We start from the raw sequence: 22,969 nt of genomic DNA, 5'->3' as shown, positions 1-22,969 counted from the left end.
CCCCCTTATTCGCCCTCCGGCAGCAGTTCGATCCCATCCAGCTCGGCCGCGCAGGTATCGCGCACGATGGAGACAAAGTCGCGCACATAAGGGCGCTGCGCAAGCGGCGCCGGCGTGGTGGCATAGAGCTCGCTCCACAAACCCTTGGCGCCGATGCGCTTGGCCAGCACGTAATCGTGGTCGACGTAGTTCTTCACGCCCCAGTTGGGCAGCGCTGCCACGCCGCGGCGGCTGGCCACCAGCTGCAGCACGGCCACCGTCAGCTCCGCCGTGCGCCGCTGCAGCTTGATGCCGGCCGGCTCCAGCACTTCGCGGATCAGGTCGATGCGCTGCTCCGGCACCGGGTAGGTGATCAGCGTTTCGCCGTCCAGGTCGGCCGCCTCGATCCGGCGCTTGTTGCGCAGCCGGTGCTCGTTGGCGATCACCGCGAGGATCTCGAAGCGGAACAGCGGCGCCACCGCCAGGCCGCGCTTGGCCGGCGGCATCGAGCCGATCACCATGTCCGTGCGGCCCTCGGCCAACAGCGCCAGGGGATCGGCGTGGAAGCCCGCCACCAGGTCCACCTCTACCTCCGGCCAGCGCCGGCGGAATTCGTCCATCACGGGCATCAGCCAGTCAAAGCAGGTATGGCACTCCAGCACGATGCGCAACTCGCCGCGCGTGTCGCCCTTGAGCCGGGCCAGGTCACGCTCGGCCGTGCTGATGGCCGCCAGCGTCTCGCGCGCCAGCGCCAGCAGCCGGTCGCCGGCCGGCGTGAAACGCAGGCCCTGGCGGGTGCGGTCGAACAGCGGCAGGCCGTAGTGTGCCTCGATGCCTTTGATCTGATGGGACAGCGCCGATTGGCTGACGTGCACGCGCTCGGCGGCCGTGGCGAGCTTGCCGGATTCGGCAATCGCTACCAGCGAGCGCAGGTGCCTGACTTCGATCACGGCTTGCTCCTGGAATGTAAGGAATGGCGCCTGGATGGCAGGATATGAAATTGATTCATACGTTGATTAAATCTTATCGCTTGATTCATTTTACGCTGGATTCCACACTGTGCGCCATCGTCACATTCCCAATATCCCAATACGGAGCACTGCATGGCACGCACTCATATCGCTGGATTTCCGCGCATCGGCGCCCAGCGCGAACTGAAATTCGCCCAGGAGGCGTTCTGGCGCGGCGAAACGGACGAGGCCAGCCTGCGCCAGGTAGCAGCCGGCCTGCGCCAGCGCCACTGGCAGTCGCAGGCGCAAGCCGGGCTGGACAGCGTGGCGGTGGGCGACTTCGCCTACTACGACCAGGTGCTGGGCCTGAGCGCCTTGCTCGGCGCCCTGCCCGCGCGTTTCGGCTTCGACCCGAAGCAGCTGAGCCTGGCGCAGTATTTTGAGCTGGCCCGTGGCAACAAAGGCCAGCCGGCCATGGAAATGACCAAGTGGTTCGACACCAACTATCACTACCTGGTCCCGGAACTCGGCCCCGACACCCGTTTCGACGGCGGCGTGGACTGGTTCTTCGACGAAGTGGAAGAAGCGCTGGCGCTGGGCCTCAAGGCCAAGCCGGTGCTGATCGGGCCGGTCACCTACCTGTGGCTGTCCAAGACCCACGTGGACGGTTTCGACCGCCTGAGCCTGCTGCCCAGCCTGGTGGCCGCCTATGGCCGCATCCTGGCCCGCCTGCGCGAACGCGGCATCGAATGGGTACAGATCGACGAGCCCGCACTGTGCCTGGACCTGGAGCCGGCATGGCTCGATGCCTATGACGGCGCCTATGCCGAACTGGCCAAGTCCGGCGCCAAGCTGCTGCTGGCCACCTACTTCGACAGCGCCGCCGACCACGCCGCACGCGCCGCCGCCCTGCCGGTGCAAGGCTTCCACATCGACCTGGTGCGCGCACCGCAGCAGCTCGACGCCTGGCGCAAGGTGCTGCCGGCCGGCGCGGTGCTGTCCGCCGGCGTCATCGACGGCCGCAACATCTGGCGCACCGACCTGCGCCGCGCGCTGGCCGCGCTGGCACCGCTGCATGCCGAACTGGGCGAGCGCCTGTGGGTCGCGCCGTCTTGCTCGCTGCTGCACGTGCCGGTCTCGCTAGAGGCCGAGCGCAAGCTCGATGCGGAAATCAGGACCTGGCTGGCCTTCGCCACCGAGAAGCTGGCCGAGGTCAGCGTGCTGGCCCGCGCCTTGAACGAAGGCGAGGCGGCGGTCGCCCCCGAGCTGGCCGCCGCCGATGCCGCGCTGGCCTCGCGCCGCAGCTCGCGCCGCGTGGTCAACCAGCAGGTGCAGGCACGCGTCGCGGCAGTCACCGCTGCCATGGCCCAGCGCAAGAGCCCGTTCCAGACCCGCATCGAACGCCAGCGCGCCGCGCTGCAGCTGCCGGCACTGCCGACCACCACCATCGGCTCCTTCCCGCAAACGCCGGCAATCCGCCAGACCCGTGCCGCCTACCGCCGCGGCGAGATCGGCGCGCTGGAATACCTGCAGCGCATCCGCGGTGAAATCGAGACCGCCGTGCGCAAGCAAGAAGCGCTCGGCCTGGACGTGCTGGTGCATGGTGAAGCCGAGCGCAACGACATGGTCGAGTATTTCGGCGAGCAGCTGTGCGGCTACACCTTCACCGAAAACGGCTGGGTGCAAAGCTATGGCTCGCGCTGCGTCAAGCCGCCGGTGATCTACGGCGATGTGTATCGCCCCGAGCCGATGACGGTGGAAACCACGCGCTATGCGCAATCGCTCACCGAGCGTCCGATGAAGGGCATGCTCACCGGCCCCGTCACCATGCTGCAATGGTCCTTCGTGCGCGACGACCAGCCGCGCGCCACCACCACGCTGCAACTCGCGCTGGCGATCCGCGACGAGGTCTCGGACCTGGAACAAGCCGGCATCCGCATCATCCAGATCGACGAGCCCGCGCTGCGCGAAGGCTTGCCGCTGCGCAAGGGCGACTGGGCCGCGTACCTGGACTGGGCCGTGCATGCGTTCAAGATCTCGGCCGCCTCGGTGGCGGATGAAACGCAGATCCACACCCACATGTGCTACGCCGAGTTCAACGACATCCTGCCCGCCATTGCCGCGCTGGACGCCGACGTGATCACCATCGAAACCTCGCGCTCCGCCATGGAGCTGCTCGAAGGCTTCGGCGAGTTCGACTACCCCAACGAGATCGGACCGGGCGTATACGACATCCACTCGCCGCGCGTGCCTAGCGTGGAAGCCATCACGCACCTGCTGGAGCGCGCCTGCGAGGTGATTCCGCCGCAACGGCTGTGGGTCAATCCGGACTGCGGGCTGAAGACGCGCGCCTGGCCCGAAACCGAAGCCGCGCTGGCCAATATGGTCGCCGCCGCGCGCAGCCTGCGCGAGCAGATCGGCAAGGACAGCGCGACCAAGTGGCAGCGCGCCACCCGCCGCACCGGGCTGGGCGGGCACGCGGCACACCAGGGCGCCGCGCACGCAGCGGGTTGCGTCGATTGCGCTAACCAGGCAGCCTGATCCGCGCCCAGTCGGGTCCGATCAAGTCCTACCAAGCCAACGGGCCGGCATGCCTCGCATGCCGGCCCGTTGGCCGTCTTACTTTCTCTTGCACGCAAAGCGGCAAAACGCCGCACCGCGACGGACAGACTGCCCCGGGCGCACGTTGCGGCACTGTGTCACATAGCGCACACCAGGCTTCCCTCCGTATCGTACGCGGCTATCCAAGCACGGTTAAAAGGCGCGGCCCAAAGCAGGCTTGGCGCCACAAGGGAAATCATGAAACGAGCCAGACACTGGAAGCAGCGCGCCGCCCTGCCCGCCGCCGCCTTCACCACATTCACCACATTCACCACCGCCGCGCTCGCACAGGCCAGCGCGCCCGCCACACCCGATGCAGCTGTCACGTTACCTGCGGCGACCGTTACGGCCAAGGCCCCAGGCTCGCTCACCGCGCCGAACGTGCAGCAGCAACAACAGGCACTGGACCAGACGGCCGGCTCGGTCGGCTTTGTCGACGCCGCGTCCTACAGCGACACCTACGCCAGCAATCTGCGCGACGTGCTCAAGGATGCGCCCGGCGTGTATGTGCAGGAGCGCTACGGCCAGGAACTGCGCCTGTCGATCCGCGGCTCGGGCGTTGCGCGCGGCTATCACGCGCGTGGCCTGGATCTCCTGCAAGATGGCGTGCCCACCAGCTTTGCCGACGGCAGCGGCGACTACTACCAGATCGACCCGCTCGGCCTGAGCGCGGCCGAGATCTACAAGGGCGGCAACGGGCTGGCCTACGGTACCACCACGCTGGGAGGTGCGATCAACTTCACCACGCCCACCGCGCTCACCGCCGATGCGCCCAACCAGGTGCGCGTCGATGGCGGCAGCTTCGGCACGGCGCGCGCCAGCGGCCAGGTCTCGCGCCAGATCGGCGCCTTCGACTTTCTCGCCAACCTGAGCGTCAACCACTCGGACGGATTCCGTGCGCACGAGCGCGGCCAGTACGAGCAGTTCAACGCCAACTTCGGCTATCGGTTCAGCCCGGCGGTGGAAACCCGTTTCTACGTGGGCGCCTATATCGTCGACCAGCAATTGCCCGGCGCGCTGTCGCTCACCGATGCGCTGAACAATCCGAAGAAGGCCGCGCCGGCCGCGCTGTCCGGCGACCAGGCGCGCAACACCCGCACCGAGCGCGTGGCCAATGTCACCACCGTCAAGCTCGACAGCGGCCAGCTCGATGTCAGCACCTGGGTCATCCACAAGAGCCTGTACCACCCGATCTTCCAGGTCATCGACCAGGACTACTGGACCTATGGCTTCGCGCCGCGCTACACCGGCACCCAGACCATCGGCGGCCTGCGCAACCAGCTCATCGTCGGCGCGCGCTTCTTCGGCGGCAACAACGATGCGCGCCAGTACGTCAACAACGCCGGCAACCGCGGCGCGCAGACGCTTAACGCCGCGCAGGATGCGTACAACTACGAGGCCTATCTCGAAGACCGCCTTTACGTGACCCCCACCATCGCGCTGATGGCCGGTGCCAAGGCCTACCGCAATGTCCGCCGCTATCAGGACTACGGTGGCCTGTCGGCCAATCCCACGGCCAAGTCCGATAGCGCCACCTACAGCGGCGTGAACCCGAAATTCGGCGTGCTGTGGGAGCCGGTGCCTGACGTGCAGGCATTTGCCGACATCACGCGCAGCGCGGACGTACCCGACTTTACCGACCTGAGCCAGACCATGGCCACCACCACCCGCTTTGTGCCACTAAGCGCGCAGCGCGGCTGGACGCTTGAGCTGGGCACGCGGGGCACGCGCGAGCGGTTCTCCTGGGACGTGACGGCCTATCGCTCGCTGGTGCGCGACCAGTTGCTGCAATACACCACCAACCCGAACATCCCGGCCGCTACCTTCAACGCCAACCGCACCACGCTGCAAGGCGTGGAGCTCGGCGTCAGCGGCGACGTGCTGCAGAACCTGTTCGGCTCCGGCGACAAGCTCACGCTGTCGCAACTGTGGAACTACAGCGACTTGCGCTTCGACAATGATCCGCAGTACGGCAACAACCGCATCGCCGGCATACCCGAGCACGTGCTGCGCACTACCGTTGCCTACAGCCGCGCGGCCGGGCTGCGCGTTGCCGGCACCATCGACTGGGTGCCGGGCGGCGCCTATGTCGACTACGCCAACACGCTGCGTACGCCTGGCTACGTGCTGTTTGGCCTGCAGGCCAGCTACGAATTCCAGCGCGGCGTGACGGTGTTCCTGGATGCGCGCAATCTCGGCAACAAGCGCTATGTGAGCGACTTCAGCACCGTGGCCGATGCGCGGACAGCCAACACCGCGGTGTTCTATCCCGGTTCAGGCCGCGCGCTCTATGCCGGCGTCAAATACAAGTTCTGAGCCTGCGCCTTGTCATGAAAAAAACCCGCCTCGGCGGGTTTTTTTCATCTCAGCGCGCGGCTTGGGGCCCGCAATCACTCCACCCGCATCACCGGCGGCGCGCTCCAAGTGCCGTCCAGCATCACCTGCCGGGGCCAATACACCCGCATCATCAGGTTGAAGCCATCAGGCGGCGCCGGCAGCCAGTTGACCACCCGCTTGCCCGCTGGGCGCGCATTCTGAATATAGATATCGAGCGAGCCGTCACGGTTGTACCGCAGCCGGTCGCGGTCCCCAATGGCATAGCGGTTGAGCGGATTGGCGACAAACGCCTGCTTGTCGTTATAGAGCGTCAGTGACCAGAAGGCCATGCTCGGCGGCATCTGGCCCTTGTTGAAATGCATCACGTAGCGGTTTGCCCCGTTCAACGGCTTGCCGGCGGCGTCGACCCGCGTGCTGGGATACAGCGCGTCCGCCGGCAGGTTGGCGCCAAGCCCAACCCAGGCCACCAGCGCGCGCTTGCCGTAGGCCGTGCCGTAGTTGCCGAGATCCCGGTGCACGGTCCATTTGCCGTCCCCTTCGCCGCCACCGCGCTTGGCCATGGCCACGATACCCGCCAGGGCAGCGGTGGCGCCCTCCTGCACCGCGCGGGCCGTCGATGGCTCCAGCGCGGTCACGGAGAAGGGCATGCCCGAAACGATCCCGAACTGCTTGATCGATTCCACCATGGCCGCATCGGCCGCGGCCGGAGGATTGGCCGGCAGCAGTTCGGCGAAACGGGTGAAGAACGCCTGCGCGTCCATCGCCGCCACCTGCTCAACGGGCGGCGTTTCCACATCCACCGGAACCGCTTCGGGCAGCATCGCCTCGGCGGGCTTGGGCCGCGCCTTGCCGCTACGCTGCAAGGCGGAGAGCGGCGCCAGGCGATATTGGTCCTGCAGGCGGCGGACCGCTGCGTAATCCTGCTTGCCATTGGTTTGCGTACGGCCGATCAGCCACACCATCTCGGTCGGCGAGCGGATTTCAGTGACCCCTGGCGGCAAGGTGCCGTTCCACATCGGCCCCGTTACGGCGTAGACCGCTTTTTTGGTGCCCGCGGTGCGCTTGCCCGGCGACGCGAAGACGTTGGTCCAGGCGTCCATCAGCGGCATCAGGTAATAACGCCCGTGCGTGTCGGGCAGCGAGAGGATCACCGGGCCGCCGGACAAATCCAGCCATGCCGTCGAATAGAGCGTATCGGCATTCGGGCTGACCACGTCGGTGAAGGTGGCATCCGGGAAACTGCGCTTATGCGAGAAGGTATTGGCCGGCACGCGGGCACTCATGACCTCACGCGTGACATCCATCAGCACCAGCGGATAGGCGTAGACAAAAATCCGGGCAGATAAAGCCTTGATCGCCCCATCGGACGGCGGCGAAGCTGGCTGCGGCGCCGCGGAAGTTTGCGGGCCCGCGGCGCAGGCAGACAACAGCAGACCGAGCGCAAGCGCGCTCGCAATTCGGCGTAGCGAAATAATCATGACCCCGGTTCCTCGTCGGAATGGCTACCTTCCATGCAATTTTCGCCGACGAACGGGCGACATCGTTGCACAGAGGCGCGTCTATTTTCCCGAGCGATGATGTTCCCGGCAACCGGAGTTGTCAATTGAACAACGGTAAGCAGTGAGGGCAAACGCACCAACGCCCACCAACGCTGCCCCCAAGCAATGCATTTGACTGGAAAGCTGATGGTCCGGTGCAGCCTCTCATTACGGCTGCGCTTATCTTGGAAATTACCTTGGCGATTACCTTGATGATTATCTTACCGATAAGAGCCGTCTGATGAAATTAATATGACCAAGCCCCTGGAATCCATTATTTTCCCAACATATTCGGCCTGGATCGCTGCCCGGCAAAGCCGGAGCCTGAGCGCGTGGGGCTGCGGCGCGCACCCGTACGCGCAACATCCAGAAGTGCATGACAAAGCGCACAAGCGAAGCGACTCGGATTGTGTCGTCTGGCGGATCTGAAAGTAGTTTTGTCCGTTCGGTAACGCTCGGAAGCCGTAGATTCATAACACCGGACATGGGACCGCCCGCGTTTTCTTCCCTGGCAACGCCAATCGATGCCAGCGGCGGCCTGCGCAAGATCATCAGGAGGAAGGCCGGCAACGCGAGCCGCGCCTCGTCCGGTAGCGGCGGGCCATTTGTGGCCGGCCGCAACATATCGCCCCCTTCCCGGCCCTTGCACTGGCCGGAGTGGAGCGGGAAGCGGAGCAACATGCGATGCATGACTACGACATCGACGCGGAGCCGCCCGGGCTCCAGGTATTCGAAGGCGTCGTGACTCGACATCTGCTCGACGAGATCAATGCGGCAATCGACGCCAGCCGGGAAACGTGGCGGCCGGCGGATGGCCGCCGCGCCACGCAGGCAGCCGTGCAATTTGCAGACATGCTGCGGCAAAACGAAGGCTTTCAACTGGCGGAACGGCAGGCCTGCGAGATCTCAAGACGATGGGCACGCAAGGCCGGCTGGGAGCTCAACGGCGAGCCGCCACTGTGCGTGCTGCGCTGTGTCAATAGCGGCTTGCCCGCCCAGAGCCACCTGCGGCATTACGACTCCCATATCCTGACGCTGCTGATTCCGCTGCAAGAGGCGCAGGCCACCCAGGAAAACGGGGACCTGATCATCTACCGGCGCCAGCGCCATGCGGTGACGGCCATGTCGAATATCGTTGCGAAGATCCGCCTGATCCTGTTGCGTAACCTGCCGTTCGTCATCCGCCGCGCGCAGACCTTCCGCCATCTTGCCGAGCACCAGTGCGACCGCATCGCCTGTGTGCCGGGCAATGTCTATGCGTTCAACGGCTTCGTCACGCTGCATGCCAACCTGCATGCCGAGGCGGGCGAGCGCCGCTCATTGATCGTCCACTATTATGATCCCGGCCTGACCGCCGGGCTCAGCACGGTGCCGCGCGCGTGGCGCGCGTTGCGCGACCGGCTGCTTGACGCGTTCCAGCACACCAGGCCGCGGGCCTGAAGCCACGCCCTCCTGTCATCCCCCATCGGTTCCGCTTGGGCGCCCGGATCATTTCGCCGATACTGGGTAAGCGGGTCGTCGCCCCAGCGGCGCCAGACTGCGAATTGCATCTACGCGATCGATGGGACCGTCATGGCAACTGGCAGTGCGATGCTGGGCAAGCACCCTGACCTGTCGGCTGCGCAGGTTTATCTCTTCGCCTTTACCCTGGGCTGCACCACCGGCGTGGACTTCGTGGCGTCGTCCATGATGGGCGTCGCGGGCACCCATATCCGGGGTGGCATTCACGCCTCGCCTGAGGACTTTCTCTGGAGCCTCACCTCCTATGCCGCCGCGGCCACCGTTGCCAACCTGGTGCTGCGGCGCATCGCGCGGGACATCAGCTATCGCGGATTTACCCTGCTCGGCCTGCTCATCGCCACCGTGGGCGCCGCGCTTTGCGCCGTCTGCAATACACCGCTCGAACTGAGCCTGGCGCGCGCGGTGCAGGGTCTTGGCGCGGGTGGCCTGTTCACCGCGTCGCGCATCATCATCCAGCTGGCAGCCGCCCGTGAAGAGCGCCGGCCCCTCTTCCTGGGCTTCAACGCCGGCGGCATGGATTGGGTGACCGTCATATTGCTGGGCATGGGCGTGGCGCTGATCGCCGTGGCGCAGCGCGCGCTGCGCTAAGCCGCTTCAAAGAAGGTGGCGGGAGGGGGCGGAGGACTCAGCGGCGCACGGAATTGCGACGTAAGTATGGATGCCGGACCGGCAAAAATCCCCCGAAGTGGCGGGATTGTGAGCGAACGAATGGGTTCTACAATGCGGCTGCGCGGGGCATACGCTTCGCCAGGCGAGCCGCACAGGAAGCACAACCATGACGCTTTATCTACTCGGATTCCTATTCTTCGAAGCCTTGTGGTTCTTCCCGTTCAGGAAGGTATTCAAGGCTGCCCATTTTGGTCCCCTCTACGCGTATCTGGCGCTGCTGCCGTTCATCGGGCCGCTGCTGTGCATCTGGATTCTCGCCTCACGCCCCTGGCCCCTGAAATCCAAGCTGGTCCGCTCGTTCTCGCAGGCGTAGCGCGTGCGGCGGGCCGCGTGACCCAATCAGAAATCGTGGTCCCCCAGCATGACGGGGTTAATAGACGGGTCCGCAGACCACTTCTGCAAGGCCACTTCCTGGATGCGGTCGAGATTACGCTCGAAAATATCCAGGTGGCTGCCAATCTGGCCCTGAGCCAGTTCATCCAGCGCCGAGCGCGAAACAAAGCCGCTGCTGTCCACGCCGTTTGCCACAATGGAAAAACCGATTTGCTCGCCATCGTCGGACGGGGCCGGATTGAGTATCAGGAAGGCTGTCGACATCGTTAGCTCACGTTGATTCGGAGGCTGGATCGTAGCATGAGCGACTCCGCGCGATCGAGATGCACAATCGGCGTCCATGCACGCCGTCATGGGAAGGGTATCGCCCGATTCCATGACCATCCCCTCTTCCATGAGTATCTTCCTTGCGCACTAAAGAGCACATGAATGTGCATCACCGCCAGGAGACAGAAGCATGGATCGTCGTCATTTCCTTACCACCGCGGTTGCAGCCGCCGCGCTCGGCGCAGCCCCCGCCTTTGCCAATGGCTGGCCAAGCCGCCCACTGCGCCTGGTCGTGGCCTACCCTGCTGGCGGCGGCACCGATGTGGTCGCGCGGCTGTTCGCGGACTTCCTTGGCAAGGCCCTTGGCCAATCGGTCGTGGTCGAGAACAAGCCGGGCGGCGCGACGATTCCCGCGACGCTCGACGTGATCCGCGCCAAGCCGGACGGCCACACGCTGCTGATGACGCTCGGCTCCTCGGCCACTTCGGGTGCCCATATCAACAAGGTTCCCTACGACCCGCTCACCGACCTGACCGCGCTGGCCGAAGCCGCACGGGCACCCGTCCTACTGGTCGCCACCAGGAACGCGCCCTTCTCCACGCTGGCGGAGATGATCACCTACTCCAAGAGCGCGAAGTCGCCGCTGCATTCGGCCTCGTATGGTCCGGGCACATCGTCGCACTTTGGCCCGCTGCTGCTGAACAAGCTATCTGGCAGCCGGCTCGAGCCGGTGTTGTACAAGGGTTCGGCTCCTGCCACGCAAGACCTGGTGGGTGGCGTGGTGCCGGTAATGATCGACGGGCTGACCACCGCCGTGCCGCTCTATCAGTCGGGCAAGACCAAGGCGCTGGCCATCACCACGCCCGAACGCTCCGACATGGCGCCGGGCGTCGCCTCGTTCCGTGAACTGGGGTTTCCGGGCATGGAGCAATTGAGCGGCTACTTCGCGCTGTTCGGCCCCAAGGCCATGCCGGCGGACGTGGTTGGCGCGGTCTCGGCGGCGATCCAGAAGGTGCTCGCCGACCCGGCCTATCACAAGCGGCTGTTCGCGGTCGGCGTGCTGCCGCCGCAGGCCATCACGCCGCCCGCCTTCGCCGCGCAGGTCAAGGCGGACTACCTGCGCTGGGGCGAGTTCATCAAGGAGATCGGATTCACCATCGACGCTTGACCGGCAGCGCGGCGACTGCCGTGCGCCCCGTCGGTGCCGCGTCAGAGCCGCGCGGCAGCCGCCGTGAGCCAGGCCGCGGTCTGGTCGGGAAATGTGACCGGCAACATATGGCCGCCAGGGACAAGTTCGAGATCCAGCGCCGGCAGCTTGTCCTTCATCGCCTTGCCCTGCGCCTGCCAGTCGAGCACGGCATCCCCGGTCCCGTACAGGATGCTGATCGGCAAGGCCAGCGAGGCATAGCGCTGCGCCATGGATGGCAGGTCCTCCTCCACGCTGACCATATCCGTCGATGTGGCATAGAAGCTGCGCGGCCTCAGGCTGAGAAGGCCGCCGCCTACGGTGCCGAAATCCTGCGGCGGCCGGTCGGGGCTGAAGACCAGTTCAACCATGGTCTTGCCGCGCAAGATAGATCGTGGGATCGCCCACGTCCACGCGATCACACGGCGCATGGTGGCTGAGGAAATCGACAGCGTACGGAACATGGGCGGCACGCCCTCCACCGGATGCGTCAGCGGTGCAATCAACGCCAGTCCGCCGACCGTGCCGGGATGATCGAGCGCGACGCCAAGCGCCACCGCGCCACCCAGGGAGTGCCCGACCAACAGCGGATTCTGCAGGTCTAGCGCACGGATGAACTTGGCCACGACGGTGCTCTGCACGCTCAGGCGGGCCGACATCGCCGATGGCCGGGTCGAATGGCCCGAGCCGGGCCGGTCGACCAGGATCACACGGAACCGGCCGGTCAGTTTTTCAAGCAGTGCGTAGGAAAAATTGCCGGTCTGCCCCCCCAGCCCGTGAACCATCACGATGGCCGGGCCCTCGCCCTTGTCGATGTAATGGAGGCGGGCGCCATCGATCTCGATGAACTTCCCCTTGGGCGGCAGCGCATTTTCCACCTTGCGCGCAATCAGGCCGGAGAATGCCACCAACCCAAGCAGAACGACGGCGCCCACGGCGACGCAGGCAATCAATATGGTCATTGTGTATGTACCTTCACCCTTGAAATTCAACCTTGACGTTCAACCTTGACGTTCAAGCATTATCCATTAGCCATCCACCGAGGCAGCCGTGCCCGCGCGGCCGAAGGCCATCTCGCTGTCTTCCACCTTGCCGAACTTCAGGGCCATCAGGTCGAACAGGTAGTTTTGATGCACCTTCCACGGCCGCCTGGAGCCCTGCTTGGGCAAGATGTTGCTGGCCCGCTGGACATAGCCGGAGCTCAGCGAGAGCGAAGGCTCCTCATCGGATGCCGGATCTGTGCGGCGCGGCGCGCACCAGGCATGGCCCTTCGCGTCCATATGATTGATCAGGCGGCACACGTAGGTCGACGAGAGCTCGGCCTTCAGCGTCCAGGAAGCGTTGACATAGCCCATGGCTACCGCCAGGTTCGGCATGTCGCTATACATCATGCCCTTGTACATGAAGGCCTGCGCCGGGTTCATCGGGGTGCCGTCCACCTCGATCTTCATCCCCCCGGCCACCTTCAACTGAAGCCCGGTAGCCGTGATGATGACATCCGCGTCGAGCCGCTCGCCGGAGCGCAGCAGCAGGCCAGCCTCGGTGAACGACTCGATCTGGTCTGTGACCACCGAAGCCTTGCCTGAGCGGATGGACTTGAACAGATCCGAGTCGGGCACCAGGCAGAGCCGCTGATCCCATGGCTTGTAAGACGGCGTGAAATGCTTGTCGATATCGTAGTCCGGACCAAGTTGCGCGCGCACCCCCTTGAGGATCTTGCTCTTGACCAGGTCCGGCTTCTTGCGCGAGAGATTGTAGAAATACATGCCCAGGAGCACGTTCTTCCAGCGCGTGGCCCGATGCGCCATGGACGCCGGCAGCCGCCGCTGCAACCATGCGGAGACAGCGTCGCTGGACGGGCGCGCCACGATGTACGTTGGCGAGCGCTGCAGCATGGTCACGTGGGCCGCCCGCTCGGCCATCGCCGGCAGCAGCGTGACGGCCGTGGCGCCGCTGCCGATCACGACCACCCGCTTGCCGTCGTACGCCAGGTCCGCCGGCCAGTGCTGGGGGTGCACCATACGGCCATTGAAGCGCTCCATGCCCGGCCACCCGGGCATATAGCCGTCCGCATAGTCGTAGTAGCCGCTGCACAGGTAGAGAAAACTGCAGGTAAAACGGGCAGGCGTGCCTTGCGGGCCTACCGTGGCATCGACCGTCCACCTTGCGGTCTCGGACGACCACGACGCACGCGATACGCGATGGCCAAAGCGGATGTGCCGCTCGATGCCGAATTCCTTCGCCGTGCCGCGGATGTATTCGAGGATCGAGTCACCATCGGCAATGGATTTTTCGCTTCGCCATGGGCGAAAGCTGAAGCCCAGGGTGTACATGTCCGAATCGGACCGTACGCCGGGGTAGCGAAACAGGTCCCATGTCCCGCCGATGGCGTCGCGCCCTTCCAGGATCGCGTAAGTCTTGCCCGGGCAACTGGTCTGCAGATGGTAGCCAGCGCAGATGCCGGAAAGCCCCGCCCCGACTACCAGCACATCGATGTGCTGCGCCGCGGCCTGCCCCGGCGCCTGCTCGTCCTGGCGCTCCGGCGCCGCTGTGCCGTCGTGAACGTCGGGATGCGGGTGCTTCGCATTGCCTGAAAGCATTGATCGTCTCCTGTTGGCCAAACCGAGCCGGCGCTTGTCGCGTCGAATTCTCACGGTGCATCCGTGCTGTATTCAGACTAGACTAGGGTGTTCACCCTAATTAATCAACCGAGATTGCCAAAACTAGGGCTTACCCCTAACCATCTGTCGTGCAAACATGCAGATAACGGAATATGCAGGGAGTTACCAGCCATGACGGTGCAAATCGCGCCAGCCCGGCGCCCCAAAACGCGCGAGCGCATCCTTGACGCTTGCCTGAGCCTGTTCAACGAGCGCGGGCCAGTCGTCGTAACCACCGCGGAGATCGCCTCGGCTGTCGGCATACAGGAAGGGAATCTCTACTATCACTTTCACCGCAAGGAACAGATCCTCGATGCCCTGTTCGACAACTTCGAGAGGGCGCTGCGCGACACCTCGGTTGCGGATCTGGCACAAGGCGATGCCCCCAACCGTTTCGCGGGCTACCTGAGCGGCTGGTTCAACCTGATGTGGGAGTGGCGCTTCTTCTATCGCGATGCGGCGTCCATCCGCGGCCTGGCGCCAACGCTGAGGTTGCGCACCGAAGCGCTGGCCAACGACGGACAGCACCATGTCCGTCGGGTGTTCGGCGCCATGCAAGCGCAAGGATTGCTGCGCGCCACGCCCGAGCAACTTGACCAGTTAGTCGTCAACACGTGGATCGTATCGACCTACTGGATCGACTACCTGCGGTCACGCCATGGCATCGATGCCATCAAGCGCGAACACATCAATTGGGGCGCGTCGCAGGTCATGAGCCTGTTCTCGCCATTCCTCACGCAGGCCGGCACCGGCTTGCTGAATATCCAGCCAAGCGAAGGCTGACGCAGCGCGCCGCGACCTTGAGAGGCAATTCTCCACCGCCCTCTAATTGCCAACGCCAGCATGGCATGCCATTAAAGGCACACAGAAGTCAATAAGGCAATTCTCAATTTTTCTAAAAAAAGCCACTAAAGTCATTTTTGCTGTTTTTCTACAGTAGAATCCCGGCCTTGCGAGCGCGCGAGTCCTAAGACATTTCGGATTGAGTCCTAAGACATTTCCGAATACCCGCCAATGTTCATAGGCCAGCGCGTTCGCTTGAATGCGCGGCACCTTGCATCTCTCGCTGCCCTCCCTTCATTTTTGACTCTGCCCATGCAAGCTTTCCGACTTGTCGTTTTGCTGTTTACTGCCCTCGCGGCGACCCAGGCAGCCGCTGCCGACAGCGTCGCCTTTGCTGGCTTTGCCTATGCCGGCGACGCTCAGCAGATCGCGGCCCGCTTCCCGGTTACGCGACAGGTCGAGGCCGAGCTGACCGCCTCCGGCAGCGCGCCGAACAAGGCCATCAGCCGGTCCCTGGCCGCGCGCCCGCCCGCCAATTTCACGCTGTCCAGCGACGGCATGGCCAGCCTGAAGAATAGCGACCAGGCTCTCGCCACCGCACTGGTGGTAACCAGCGAGACTATCTCGTCCGAGCGCTTCGGCCGCCTGTACAAAGTGCTGGCCAACGTGCGTGGCCAAGCCCTGGAGTTCGACTTCAAGGCCATGACGGTGCTGCGCGCCTACCCGATCAACGTGACCTACCTCGACGTGCTCGACCATCAGCCCAGCGAGCGTGAGAAGCGCGACCGCGTCAAGCGCCTGCTGCTCGGCGGCGACAAGCCGGGCCTGTTCGATCGTTACGCTCAGGTCCTGTCGGGCGCGAAGCTGCCGTCGTCGGGCACCCGCTACCTGCAAGTGTCGCAAGTCAACGTGGCGCCCGAAGCGCTGGCCCAGTTGCCCGAAGGCCTGAAGTCGGGCTCCGGCGTGGCCGAAGGCTGGCTCGCCGACATGTTCGGCGAAGCCCTGCTGGATAAGGCTGGCGTACCGATCCTGCCGTTCACCAAAGGCTATGCCATTGGCAATGCGATGGCGATGCGCTTTGCCGACGGCGAGGTCTTCAACCTCAAGCTGCCTGAGCCCGACTACACCATCCAGGTGGACCTGAAGGGCTTCAAGCGGGTCGAGTACGGCAGCTCCGCGGCCGGCACCAGCTACATCTACGCGGTGTACAGCCACGTCAAGCTGGGCGAGCCGATGTCCGGCAAGCAGTACCTCGACGCCGATTTCAAGAACGGCGAAGTGAAAGCCGTCCCCGTCACGCAATCAGAGATCGACGATTTCCCGGCATACGCGGATTCCCTGCGAGGCCTGTTCACCAAGCTGTCCAGTTCGCTGGGCGGCCAGGACAGCGACTGGCTGGCTGCGGCATCGTCGGGCGATAACGTTGGTAAACAAGTAGATGTCACAAGAGGAGTGGTCAAGTCATGCAAGTAATCCGTCAGCTCTGTTGGCTGTTTTTGTTCGCGTGCAGCCTGGCGTCGGCACAGGTGGTGTCATCCAAGGGCATGGCAAACGTGAAGTACGACAGCTCGGTGTTCTCGAGCAAGGCCAGCGCCGAGGACAAGGACCGCGCCTTCAAGACCGCGCAGGTCAACGCCATCGAACGCTACTACGCCGAGAGCGGTGAGTCGCAAGCCGAGAATTTCGACAGCATCCGCGACAAGGTCGCGGCCAACCTCGACAAGTTCGTGCTGGGCGCGACCATCATCAGCGAGGAAGACAAGAAGGACGCCAGCCAGTATTCGGTGGTGGTCCGCGTCGACATCAACGTCGCCAAGCTGCGCAACGCGGTCAAGGGCGGCGCGGCTGTGGCCACCGCCTCGGACGCGCAGAAATCCCCGCTGACCTTCCTGTTCGTGGCGCGCCAGCAGGACTCCGTCAAGTCCTTCGATACGCGCGTCTACAAGCGCGCGGACATGAAGGAAAACGTCAACGAGAAGTCGACCCGCAACAGCTATTCGGCCAATGCCTCCGTCTCCGTCGAAACTGGCGGCAGCCGCACCCGCAAAGCGGATGACGTGAGCTGGCGCCTGGTGCCGTCGGGCAACCTGAACTCGGTGTTCACCGGCGTGTTCGCGCAGTCGGGCTTCCAGGTGGTGGAAGCCGCCTATGTCGAGCCCTCCTCGGGTGGGCACCTGCGCATCAGCGCGCTGGAAAACGACTACAAGAGCGGCAACGACCTGCAACCCGCCACCATGCGAGAGGCCGTGCTGGGCCTGCAGACCGCCCAGGTCCCTTACCTGGCGCTCGGCACGCTCGACATCGGCATGCAGGACAGCGACCCGGTCACCGGCCTGACCCGCGTGTACGTGACGGTAACGGCCAAGCTGCTTGACGTGACCACGCGTTTCCCGCGCACGGTGTCGTCGGTCGGCCCGGTCCAGTACGCCGGCACCGGCCCGGACGCCAGCGTGGCACAGACCAACGCGCTCAAGCGCGCGGCCGATTCTGCGGCACGCGAACTGGCGGCGCAACTGAACAACGCCAAGGTCCGCTAATTGCTCCCAGGCCGGCGCAAGCGCGTCACGGTGCCGTAGGGCCGGCCTTCCTACCCCTTTGCTTTCCCTGGAGAACAAACATGTTGAAGAAAGTCATCTCGGTCGCTGCACTGTCCCTGCTGGCCGCTGGCCAGGCCCACGCCCTGCCTTCGCTGGGCAGCCTGACGGGTGGTTCGTCCTCGTCCAGCAGCGGCGCCACCGCCGACGCAAGCGGCGCGCAAGATCAGTTGTCCAAGGCCTACGTCGCTGCCGGCCGCGAAGTGCTGGTGGCCCAGTCCCACCTGGCGGACGCGGTTGGCCTGAAGGAACTGTCGGCCAAGGCAAAGGCAACGGCTGACGCGTTGACCGACGGCGCCACCAAGGGCAACCTGGAAGACTCCGACAAGCTGCAGAGCGAAGCCTCGGCCGCCATCGAAGCCAAGCTGAAAGACTCGAACACCAAGATCGACGCCGCCGGCAAGCAATCGTACGTCGAAGGCATGAAGCACCTTGGCCTGGGCGTGCTGCGCTATGTGGGCCTGCGTCCCAGCCTGATCGCCTTCAAGGATGCCGCACAGTCGCAACTCACCAGCGCATCGGTGATGGAAAAGCTGACGCTGACCAACAAGCTGTCGACGGGCACCTACATCGCTAGCGAAGCACCGGGCCACGTGACCCGCCTGGGCAGCACGCTGCAGGCTGCCACGGCCTACGCGAAGAGCAACGAAATCCCCGTGCCGAAGGATGCCACTGCGGCACTCTCGGCCAAGTTCTAAGCCTGTTGCCATCGTGAACCAGAGCGGAACACTCCCCATGAAATGGCATCGTGCGCTGGCCGTCTGCGGCCTCGCATTGACGGTGTCGGTGGCTGGCTGCAAAGGCCGTGACGCAGAGCCGCCACCTGCCGCCGCATCCGCCGGCGCTTCCGCGCCGGCGGCAAGCGGCAGTGGCGCACCCGACGTGGGCCAGGTCGAAAAGGTGCGGGTCACCACCACCGGTCTTGGCCATACGCCGGCCGAAGCCATCGACCAGGCACTGCGCCAGGCCGTCATGCAGGTCAATGGCATGACCATCGAGCAGTCGTCGACGCAGTTCAAGTCGGTGCTGGGCCTGGCCGTGGGACGCGATCCGCTCACGCTGAGCTCGGCCGGCTTCGCGGAGCTGGTGAGCCAGAGCAGCCGTGGCGCCATCAGCAACTTCAAGGTGATCGAGATCAGCGAGCCCGGCCTGACCGAGCGCATGATCAAGGCCACCATCGAAGCCAATGTGGCCAAGTACAAGGCGCCGGCGGACCAAGGCAAGCTGCGCATCGCCATCGCCCCGCTGCGCGTGGACAGCCGCGCCGGCGGCGACACCGTGCGCATCGCCGCCGAGCTGCGCCAGCGCATTATGGACGCGCTGACGCAGAGCGGACGCTTCACCGTGCTGGAGCGCGATGTTGCGCCGGAGCTCGGTGACGAAATGGATCGCATCTCGAACGGCCAGACCTCGGCGGACCAGTTCGCCAAGCTCGGCCAGGGACTCGGCGCGGACCTGATCTGGTTTGGCCGCGTCAATGCCTTCGAGCCGGGACGCCGCGCCAATGCAGATGGCGAGGGCAGCGTGCCAGGGCACTGGTCGGTCTCGCAGAAGTTCGTCAACGTGACCACCAGCGAAGTCCTGTTCAGCAATACCGCCAAGGGCGACGCCGGCCGCGCGGCAGGCGAGCGCGTGGAAGCCATGGAAGGCGCCGTCGTCTCCAAGGTGGTAGCCGACATCCTGGTGCGCCTCTACCCGGTCAGCGTAGCCTCCCGCGATGGCCACAACGTGGTGCTGAGCCAGGGTGGCCAGTCGGTGAGCAGCGGCACAGCCTATCAGGTCGTCATGCTGGGCAACGAGCTGCGCGATCCGCAGACCGGCCGCTCGCTCGGACGTACCGAGCAGGAATGCTGCACCGTGGTGGTGGACCGGGTCACGCCCTCCTTGTCGTACGGGCATCTGGAAGACGTCAAGGTAAAGCTTGACGATGTTCCAGCTGGCTCCCTGCAGTTGCGCGCGGAAATTCCGCCTGTGCCGGCGGCTGATACCAAGCCCAAGAAGAAGGCAGCACCGCGCAAGGAAGAGTCCCTGGGCCCGCCCAAGAGCGACTCGAACTGGTGATCGGGTGATCGGGTGATCGGGTGATCTGTTGAAGCCTTAGCGCCAGCCGGGCTGAAGAACGGCTCGCACTACAAAGCCGCACGCCATCCTGGCGTGCGGCTTTGTCCATTCTGGGCGCCGCCTGCGCATGCCATCGCCATCGCCATTGACGACAGGCAAGCACGCGAAATGGTCCTAAGGTAAGAGTTGGCCCCCTCCTGCGCGACTGGCAGTTGGGGTTCTTTGAGTCACTTACCGGAGAGGAACATGTCAGTGACGCTCAGGTATTGGTCAGAAGACGGCGATGAGGAAACCGTCAATGTATCGTCCGCTCAACTCCTGTCTCAAATTGCGCCCCAACCCCTTTCGCGATCGCAGAAGCCGCCACCGGCCACTGAAGAAAAGCCGATCAAGTGGACCATCCCGGACGACCCGCCGGGTGATTTCGCCTAGCGCACAACGGCAAGGCGACAATGCAAAAAGCCCGTGCGGCTTGAACCGGACGGGCTTTTGGAATTTGGTTGCGGGGGCAGGACTTGAACCTGCGACCTTCGGGTTATGAGCCCGACGAGCTGCCAACTGCTCCACCCCGCGAATGAGAATATACGCGGATTGGCGGCATCTGGATAGCCTTAATACAAAAAGAACTGAAAAGTGCTAGCGCCCATTCTTTTTGGCGTGCGGCGGCGGCCGCTCCATGTACGCTCGCGAGTGCACGCAGCCGCGCCAGCGCCACTCAGCTATTTCCATCTATCCACTGCTTCGCCCACTCGTAAGCCGCGATTTTTGCGTCGGCTGCGGTGGCGTGATTGCGGCCGATGGATTTGGAATCCTGCACTACCGCCCCGTCCTCCCAGATCGCGCATGACGCGATGTGCAAACCGTCCTTGATCGTCTTGCAGAAGACGTGGACTACGTACCCTTTGTACTCTGTCATGCCGCTTTCCATCGGTGTCCTGGCTCCCCTGCATGCTTCTCGTCGAAATCTCGCTGGATCCTAGCACGCGCAGGGTTTTTCATTCACATCAGCACCGGCGTATCCCCGACACGAAATGCCAATTGTCATTTTTTGCAAAATTGCCGAATCACCCCACCGCCGGGGGGGGTGCCTTTGACGTCTCTTCCTGTAATCTGCATGCGCAGCGTGGTCAGGGACTCGAAAACCCGCTGTATCTACAGATAATAAGGAAAGGAAAATCCAATGAGTATTAGAGGGAAATCCAGGTCGGGGATGAATCGCCGCACCCTGCTGACGCCCGCAGTGGCAGCGATCACGCTTGCCGTATTGAGCGCGTGTGGCGGAGGTGGAGACGGCGGCACGGCGACGACCCCGGCTGCCAAGGTAACGCTGCAAGGCACGGCAGCCAGCGGCGCCTTTATGGCCAATGCCCTGGTCACCGTCTATGACGCTGACGGAAAAGTCGTGGGCAGCAACACGGCAGATGGCAGTGGCCATTTTGAATTCGATGTCACCGCCTTCCGTGCACCGTTTGCGGTTGTCGCAACGGGCAGCAGCGGCGGCGACCAGCTGACCTATGTCTCGGTGCTGGCGACCAAGCCAACAAATGGCTCTGCAACCGTCAATGTCACGCCACTGACGACTGCCGTTGCTGCGCTCTTGGTTGGTGGCAACCCCCTGGACCTGACGAAGCCGTCGGTGCTTGGCAGCAAAGCAAGCAGCGCCCAGGTGCAGCAATTCGTCAGCTTGCTGCGCTCCGTGCTTGCCAATGTCACGAGCGATGCGGGACTGGACCCCGCCGCGTTTGATCCGATTTCCACGCCACTCAGCAAACAGGGGGAAGGTGCCGATAGCGTTCTCGACGTCATCCGGGTCACGCTGACAACGAGTGGCGCAAAGCTGACAAGTACCGGCTCCGTGATCGCCGGCAACAATGCCGCACACGAAGTCATCCTGACAGCGGACTCGCTGACATCGCCTCCGCCCGCGTTGCCCAAGCCTGAAGTCAAAACCAATGCCGCGACGTTTGAAGGCATCCGTGCTGCCCTGCAGGCTTGTTTTGCGCTGGATCCCACGGCCCGCGCGGATGGCACCAGCGTGCTTGGCGCTTGCAGCACCGCATTCTCGAGCGATTACCTGAACAACAGCTATACCGCTCGCGACGACATGTTCACCCTGCTGGCAGCGAGCGACATGAAGGGCGCGAAGTTCGAGGCGCCAGTTGTCCTGTTCAATTCGACCAATGCCCAGAACCAGGCAACCGCGCTGGTACGCCTGCCCTTCGTTCGCGCCGACAAATCCACCGACCACATCACACGCATTGTCACCAACCGTGCGCCCGCCGGCTGGCAGTTGACGGGCAACCAGCGCAGCTACGAAGCTGCGGTCACGCGGCGAATCAGCAAGGTCACTGAGTTAAATCCGCTATCGGCGCAGGGGATCGTATCGCGCTATGAGAGTTCGCTGCGTTTTCTGTTCAACCCCGCCCGGGGCGCAGGTATGAATGTGCAACTGGTACGGGTGACGGGCCCGGGATTGCCGGCTGTGGGCATTATCCTCTCGCGCTCTCGCGTTTGCGGCAGCTACAGCAATCTGGTGGTACAAAATCTGGCCGGATCGCTGACCTACGCCACAGACGATCCTGTGATGCCCAACCAGATCATCGGCGACAGCGGGCAATCGAGCAGCACCGTGGTCCTGGCGGCCACGGCAATCGATAGCAACCAGGCAGTAAAGTGGGGCGGGCTATCCACCGGCGGCAACACGTACCTGCCTGCAGCCCTGTCGGACTCCGCCATCGAGAGCCTTCCGGCCTATGGCCGCTACAAGTTCGAGGTGTGGAACCGCAACCTCAACTCCAGCTACAAAACCAGCCTGGCAGCGGCTGACGATACGTTCTACGTGACTACGTCGGGCAGCGTGCTCACGCCGTCGGTACTGGCGCGGCAGACCTGGAACAGCATCGACGAAGGCAGCCTGGACTTTGTCACCACGGGGGGCAGCAAAACTGCGGCGCAGTCCGGCACGCAGATCAGCTGGACGCAAAACGCGGAGACGGTCGACCGCGCCCTGGCGTTTGGCTCCCTGCAGAGTGCGCTGCCACTGCCAAAGCGCGTGCTGATTCAGGGATTGCCTGTCGCGCGGTCCGCTCGCAGCGATACGGTCAGTGCAACCAATTCGGCATCGAGCGCGCAGCTGACGCCCTGCAACACCGCGGTATTCCCGGCATTCGGCCTGGCGGGCGACCAGCGCACTGTCGAAATCCGATCCACGACCGCGGACGACACGCAGAAGTTCGTGCGTATTGTTGGTACGGTGCGGTAACTGAGATGCTATCGCCGCTGACAATGGTCAGCGGCGATTACGCATGGAAAAAGGCCGGCGCTTGCCGGCCTTTTTCATCACGAATGATCTGGAATGATCTGGATATCTCCATCTCGGCAATTCATCGCGATTTCCGTCACACTTTCCGTCACACTTTCGATCGCGCAAAAGCAAAACCCCCCAGTACTTTCGTACTGGGGGGTTTCAAGGGAGAGCCTGGCGATTACC

The 22,969-nt window shown here is 64.1% G+C and carries 21 protein-coding genes and 1 tRNA gene; 15 read left to right on the top strand and 7 right to left on the bottom strand.

From position 1 onward, the window contains the following. Nucleotides 1-5: 5 nt before the first annotated feature. Nucleotides 6-929: a LysR family transcriptional regulator gene (locus AC1RQK_RS25915; protein ID WP_006156332.1), complete on the bottom strand. Its 924-nt coding sequence runs from the start codon at nt 927-929 to the stop codon at nt 6-8. Between the two features lie 153 nt (nt 930-1,082). On the opposite strand from AC1RQK_RS25915, the gene metE reads away from it, so the two are divergent. Next, the gene (gene metE, locus AC1RQK_RS25910; protein WP_492811869.1) at nt 1,083-3,470 is read left to right on the top strand and encodes a 5-methyltetrahydropteroyltriglutamate--homocysteine S-methyltransferase; all 2,388 of its coding nucleotides are present in this window, start codon (nt 1,083-1,085) and stop codon (nt 3,468-3,470) included. Between the two features lie 258 nt (nt 3,471-3,728). Then, nucleotides 3,729-5,846, top strand: coding sequence for a TonB-dependent receptor family protein (locus tag AC1RQK_RS25905; RefSeq protein WP_492811867.1), 2,118 nt, complete (start codon nt 3,729-3,731; stop codon nt 5,844-5,846). 74 nt (nt 5,847-5,920) lie between these two features. On the opposite strand, the gene AC1RQK_RS25900 is transcribed toward AC1RQK_RS25905, so the two are convergent. Beyond that, complete coding sequence (locus tag AC1RQK_RS25900; protein ID WP_492811865.1) at nt 5,921-7,345, bottom strand: DUF1254 domain-containing protein; 1,425 nt, start codon at nt 7,343-7,345, stop codon at nt 5,921-5,923. Between the two features lie 312 nt (nt 7,346-7,657). Between AC1RQK_RS25900 and AC1RQK_RS25895 the strand changes: the two genes are divergently transcribed. The 4 genes from AC1RQK_RS25895 to AC1RQK_RS25880 all read left to right on the top strand — a co-directional run bounded on the left by AC1RQK_RS25895 (nt 7,658) and on the right by AC1RQK_RS25880 (nt 9,908). Further along, nucleotides 7,658-7,834: a hypothetical protein gene (locus tag AC1RQK_RS25895; protein ID WP_492811863.1), complete on the top strand. Its 177-nt coding sequence runs from the start codon at nt 7,658-7,660 to the stop codon at nt 7,832-7,834. Nucleotides 7,835-8,089: 255 nt separating this feature from the next. Further along, complete coding sequence (locus AC1RQK_RS25890) at nt 8,090-8,845, top strand: hypothetical protein (protein ID WP_492371171.1); 756 nt, start codon at nt 8,090-8,092, stop codon at nt 8,843-8,845. 132 nt (nt 8,846-8,977) lie between these two features. Next, a complete protein-coding gene (locus AC1RQK_RS25885) occupies nt 8,978-9,514 on the top strand; it encodes an MFS transporter (RefSeq protein ID WP_492811861.1) in 537 nt (178 codons plus the stop codon). 187 nt (nt 9,515-9,701) lie between these two features. Next, nucleotides 9,702-9,908 carry a hypothetical protein gene (locus AC1RQK_RS25880; protein ID WP_492371169.1) on the top strand — a complete coding sequence of 69 codons (207 nt, stop codon included), beginning with the start codon at nt 9,702-9,704 and terminating at the stop codon, nt 9,906-9,908. A gap of 26 nt (nt 9,909-9,934) precedes the next feature. Here the strand turns inward: AC1RQK_RS25880 and AC1RQK_RS25875 are convergent, their stop codons facing one another. Beyond that, nucleotides 9,935-10,192, bottom strand: coding sequence for a hypothetical protein (locus AC1RQK_RS25875; RefSeq protein ID WP_416052717.1), 258 nt, complete (start codon nt 10,190-10,192; stop codon nt 9,935-9,937). Between the two features lie 193 nt (nt 10,193-10,385). Between AC1RQK_RS25875 and AC1RQK_RS25870 the strand changes: the two genes are divergently transcribed. Beyond that, a complete protein-coding gene (locus AC1RQK_RS25870; protein WP_492371167.1) occupies nt 10,386-11,363 on the top strand; it encodes a tripartite tricarboxylate transporter substrate binding protein in 978 nt (325 codons plus the stop codon). Between the two features lie 41 nt (nt 11,364-11,404). Here AC1RQK_RS25870 and AC1RQK_RS25865 read toward each other — a convergent pair whose 3' ends face one another. After that, complete coding sequence (locus AC1RQK_RS25865; protein WP_492811858.1) at nt 11,405-12,343, bottom strand: alpha/beta fold hydrolase; 939 nt, start codon at nt 12,341-12,343, stop codon at nt 11,405-11,407. A 66-nt stretch (nt 12,344-12,409) separates the two neighbouring features. Beyond that, on the bottom strand, nt 12,410-13,981 hold the full coding sequence (locus tag AC1RQK_RS25860; RefSeq protein ID WP_492811856.1) for a flavin-containing monooxygenase: 1,572 nt from the start codon (nt 13,979-13,981) through the stop codon (nt 12,410-12,412). 192 nt (nt 13,982-14,173) lie between these two features. Between AC1RQK_RS25860 and AC1RQK_RS25855 the strand changes: the two genes are divergently transcribed. From AC1RQK_RS25855 to AC1RQK_RS25830, 6 genes are all read left to right on the top strand, one after another. Next, the gene (locus AC1RQK_RS25855) at nt 14,174-14,824 is read left to right on the top strand and encodes a TetR/AcrR family transcriptional regulator (RefSeq protein ID WP_492371164.1); all 651 of its coding nucleotides are present in this window, start codon (nt 14,174-14,176) and stop codon (nt 14,822-14,824) included. Nucleotides 14,825-15,136: 312 nt separating this feature from the next. Then, entirely contained in the window at nt 15,137-16,297 is a 1,161-nt protein-coding gene (locus AC1RQK_RS25850) for a hypothetical protein (protein ID WP_492811853.1), read from the top strand. After that, on the top strand, nt 16,288-17,361 hold the full coding sequence (locus tag AC1RQK_RS25845; protein WP_441631497.1) for a hypothetical protein: 1,074 nt from the start codon (nt 16,288-16,290) through the stop codon (nt 17,359-17,361). Before AC1RQK_RS25850 ends, AC1RQK_RS25845 begins: the two co-directional genes overlap by 10 nt. Nucleotides 17,362-17,441: 80 nt before the next feature. After that, nucleotides 17,442-18,116: a hypothetical protein gene (locus AC1RQK_RS25840; RefSeq protein WP_492811851.1), complete on the top strand. Its 675-nt coding sequence runs from the start codon at nt 17,442-17,444 to the stop codon at nt 18,114-18,116. 37 nt (nt 18,117-18,153) lie between these two features. After that, nucleotides 18,154-19,479, top strand: a complete 1,326-nt coding sequence (locus AC1RQK_RS25835) for a CsgG/HfaB family protein (RefSeq protein ID WP_492371162.1) — start codon at nt 18,154-18,156, stop codon at nt 19,477-19,479. 246 nt (nt 19,480-19,725) lie between these two features. Continuing rightward, nucleotides 19,726-19,911: a hypothetical protein gene (locus tag AC1RQK_RS25830; RefSeq protein WP_492371161.1), complete on the top strand. Its 186-nt coding sequence runs from the start codon at nt 19,726-19,728 to the stop codon at nt 19,909-19,911. A gap of 65 nt (nt 19,912-19,976) precedes the next feature. Here the strand turns inward: AC1RQK_RS25830 and AC1RQK_RS25825 are convergent. After that, a tRNA-Met gene (locus AC1RQK_RS25825) sits at nt 19,977-20,052 on the bottom strand. Nucleotides 20,053-20,194: 142 nt separating this feature from the next. Then, nucleotides 20,195-20,395: a DUF6566 family protein gene (locus tag AC1RQK_RS25820; protein WP_492371160.1), complete on the bottom strand. Its 201-nt coding sequence runs from the start codon at nt 20,393-20,395 to the stop codon at nt 20,195-20,197. Nucleotides 20,396-20,689: 294 nt separating this feature from the next. Here AC1RQK_RS25820 and AC1RQK_RS25815 point away from each other — a divergent pair, with 294 nt between their 5' ends. Both AC1RQK_RS25815 and AC1RQK_RS25810 read left to right on the top strand, forming a co-directional pair. Continuing rightward, nucleotides 20,690-22,741: a hypothetical protein gene (locus AC1RQK_RS25815; protein WP_492811848.1), complete on the top strand. Its 2,052-nt coding sequence runs from the start codon at nt 20,690-20,692 to the stop codon at nt 22,739-22,741. Nucleotides 22,742-22,746: 5 nt separating this feature from the next. Continuing rightward, nucleotides 22,747-22,969, top strand: a 223-nt coding sequence (locus AC1RQK_RS25810; protein WP_492811846.1) for a hypothetical protein, incomplete at its 3' end; no start/stop codon positions are given.

This window comes from Cupriavidus sp. GW822-FHT02D05, from assembly GCF_058802485.1.
This window is presented reverse-complemented; position numbering and strand designations above follow the sequence as displayed.

Excerpts from the sequence above, each read along its gene's own strand:
- metE (WP_492811869.1), top strand. The coding sequence starts at position 1,083 with ATGGCACGCACTCATATCGCTGGATTTCCGCGCATCGGCGCCCAGCGC.
- AC1RQK_RS25905 (WP_492811867.1), top strand. The coding sequence starts at position 3,729 with ATGAAACGAGCCAGACACTGGAAGCAGCGCGCCGCCCTGCCCGCCGCC.
- AC1RQK_RS25900 (WP_492811865.1), bottom strand. The coding sequence starts at position 7,345 with ATGATTATTTCGCTACGCCGAATTGCGAGCGCGCTTGCGCTCGGTCTG.
- AC1RQK_RS25895 (WP_492811863.1), top strand. The coding sequence starts at position 7,658 with ATGACCAAGCCCCTGGAATCCATTATTTTCCCAACATATTCGGCCTGG.
- AC1RQK_RS25890 (WP_492371171.1), top strand. The coding sequence starts at position 8,090 with ATGCATGACTACGACATCGACGCGGAGCCGCCCGGGCTCCAGGTATTC.
- AC1RQK_RS25885 (WP_492811861.1), top strand. The coding sequence starts at position 8,978 with ATGGCAACTGGCAGTGCGATGCTGGGCAAGCACCCTGACCTGTCGGCT.
- AC1RQK_RS25880 (WP_492371169.1), top strand. The coding sequence starts at position 9,702 with ATGACGCTTTATCTACTCGGATTCCTATTCTTCGAAGCCTTGTGGTTC.
- AC1RQK_RS25875 (WP_416052717.1), bottom strand. The coding sequence starts at position 10,192 with ATGTCGACAGCCTTCCTGATACTCAATCCGGCCCCGTCCGACGATGGC.
- AC1RQK_RS25870 (WP_492371167.1), top strand. The coding sequence starts at position 10,386 with ATGGATCGTCGTCATTTCCTTACCACCGCGGTTGCAGCCGCCGCGCTC.
- AC1RQK_RS25865 (WP_492811858.1), bottom strand. The coding sequence starts at position 12,343 with ATGACCATATTGATTGCCTGCGTCGCCGTGGGCGCCGTCGTTCTGCTT.
- AC1RQK_RS25860 (WP_492811856.1), bottom strand. The coding sequence starts at position 13,981 with ATGCTTTCAGGCAATGCGAAGCACCCGCATCCCGACGTTCACGACGGC.
- AC1RQK_RS25855 (WP_492371164.1), top strand. The coding sequence starts at position 14,174 with ATGACGGTGCAAATCGCGCCAGCCCGGCGCCCCAAAACGCGCGAGCGC.
- AC1RQK_RS25850 (WP_492811853.1), top strand. The coding sequence starts at position 15,137 with ATGCAAGCTTTCCGACTTGTCGTTTTGCTGTTTACTGCCCTCGCGGCG.
- AC1RQK_RS25845 (WP_441631497.1), top strand. The coding sequence starts at position 16,288 with ATGCAAGTAATCCGTCAGCTCTGTTGGCTGTTTTTGTTCGCGTGCAGC.
- AC1RQK_RS25840 (WP_492811851.1), top strand. The coding sequence starts at position 17,442 with ATGTTGAAGAAAGTCATCTCGGTCGCTGCACTGTCCCTGCTGGCCGCT.
- AC1RQK_RS25835 (WP_492371162.1), top strand. The coding sequence starts at position 18,154 with ATGAAATGGCATCGTGCGCTGGCCGTCTGCGGCCTCGCATTGACGGTG.
- AC1RQK_RS25830 (WP_492371161.1), top strand. The coding sequence starts at position 19,726 with ATGTCAGTGACGCTCAGGTATTGGTCAGAAGACGGCGATGAGGAAACC.
- AC1RQK_RS25820 (WP_492371160.1), bottom strand. The coding sequence starts at position 20,395 with ATGACAGAGTACAAAGGGTACGTAGTCCACGTCTTCTGCAAGACGATC.
- AC1RQK_RS25815 (WP_492811848.1), top strand. The coding sequence starts at position 20,690 with ATGAATCGCCGCACCCTGCTGACGCCCGCAGTGGCAGCGATCACGCTT.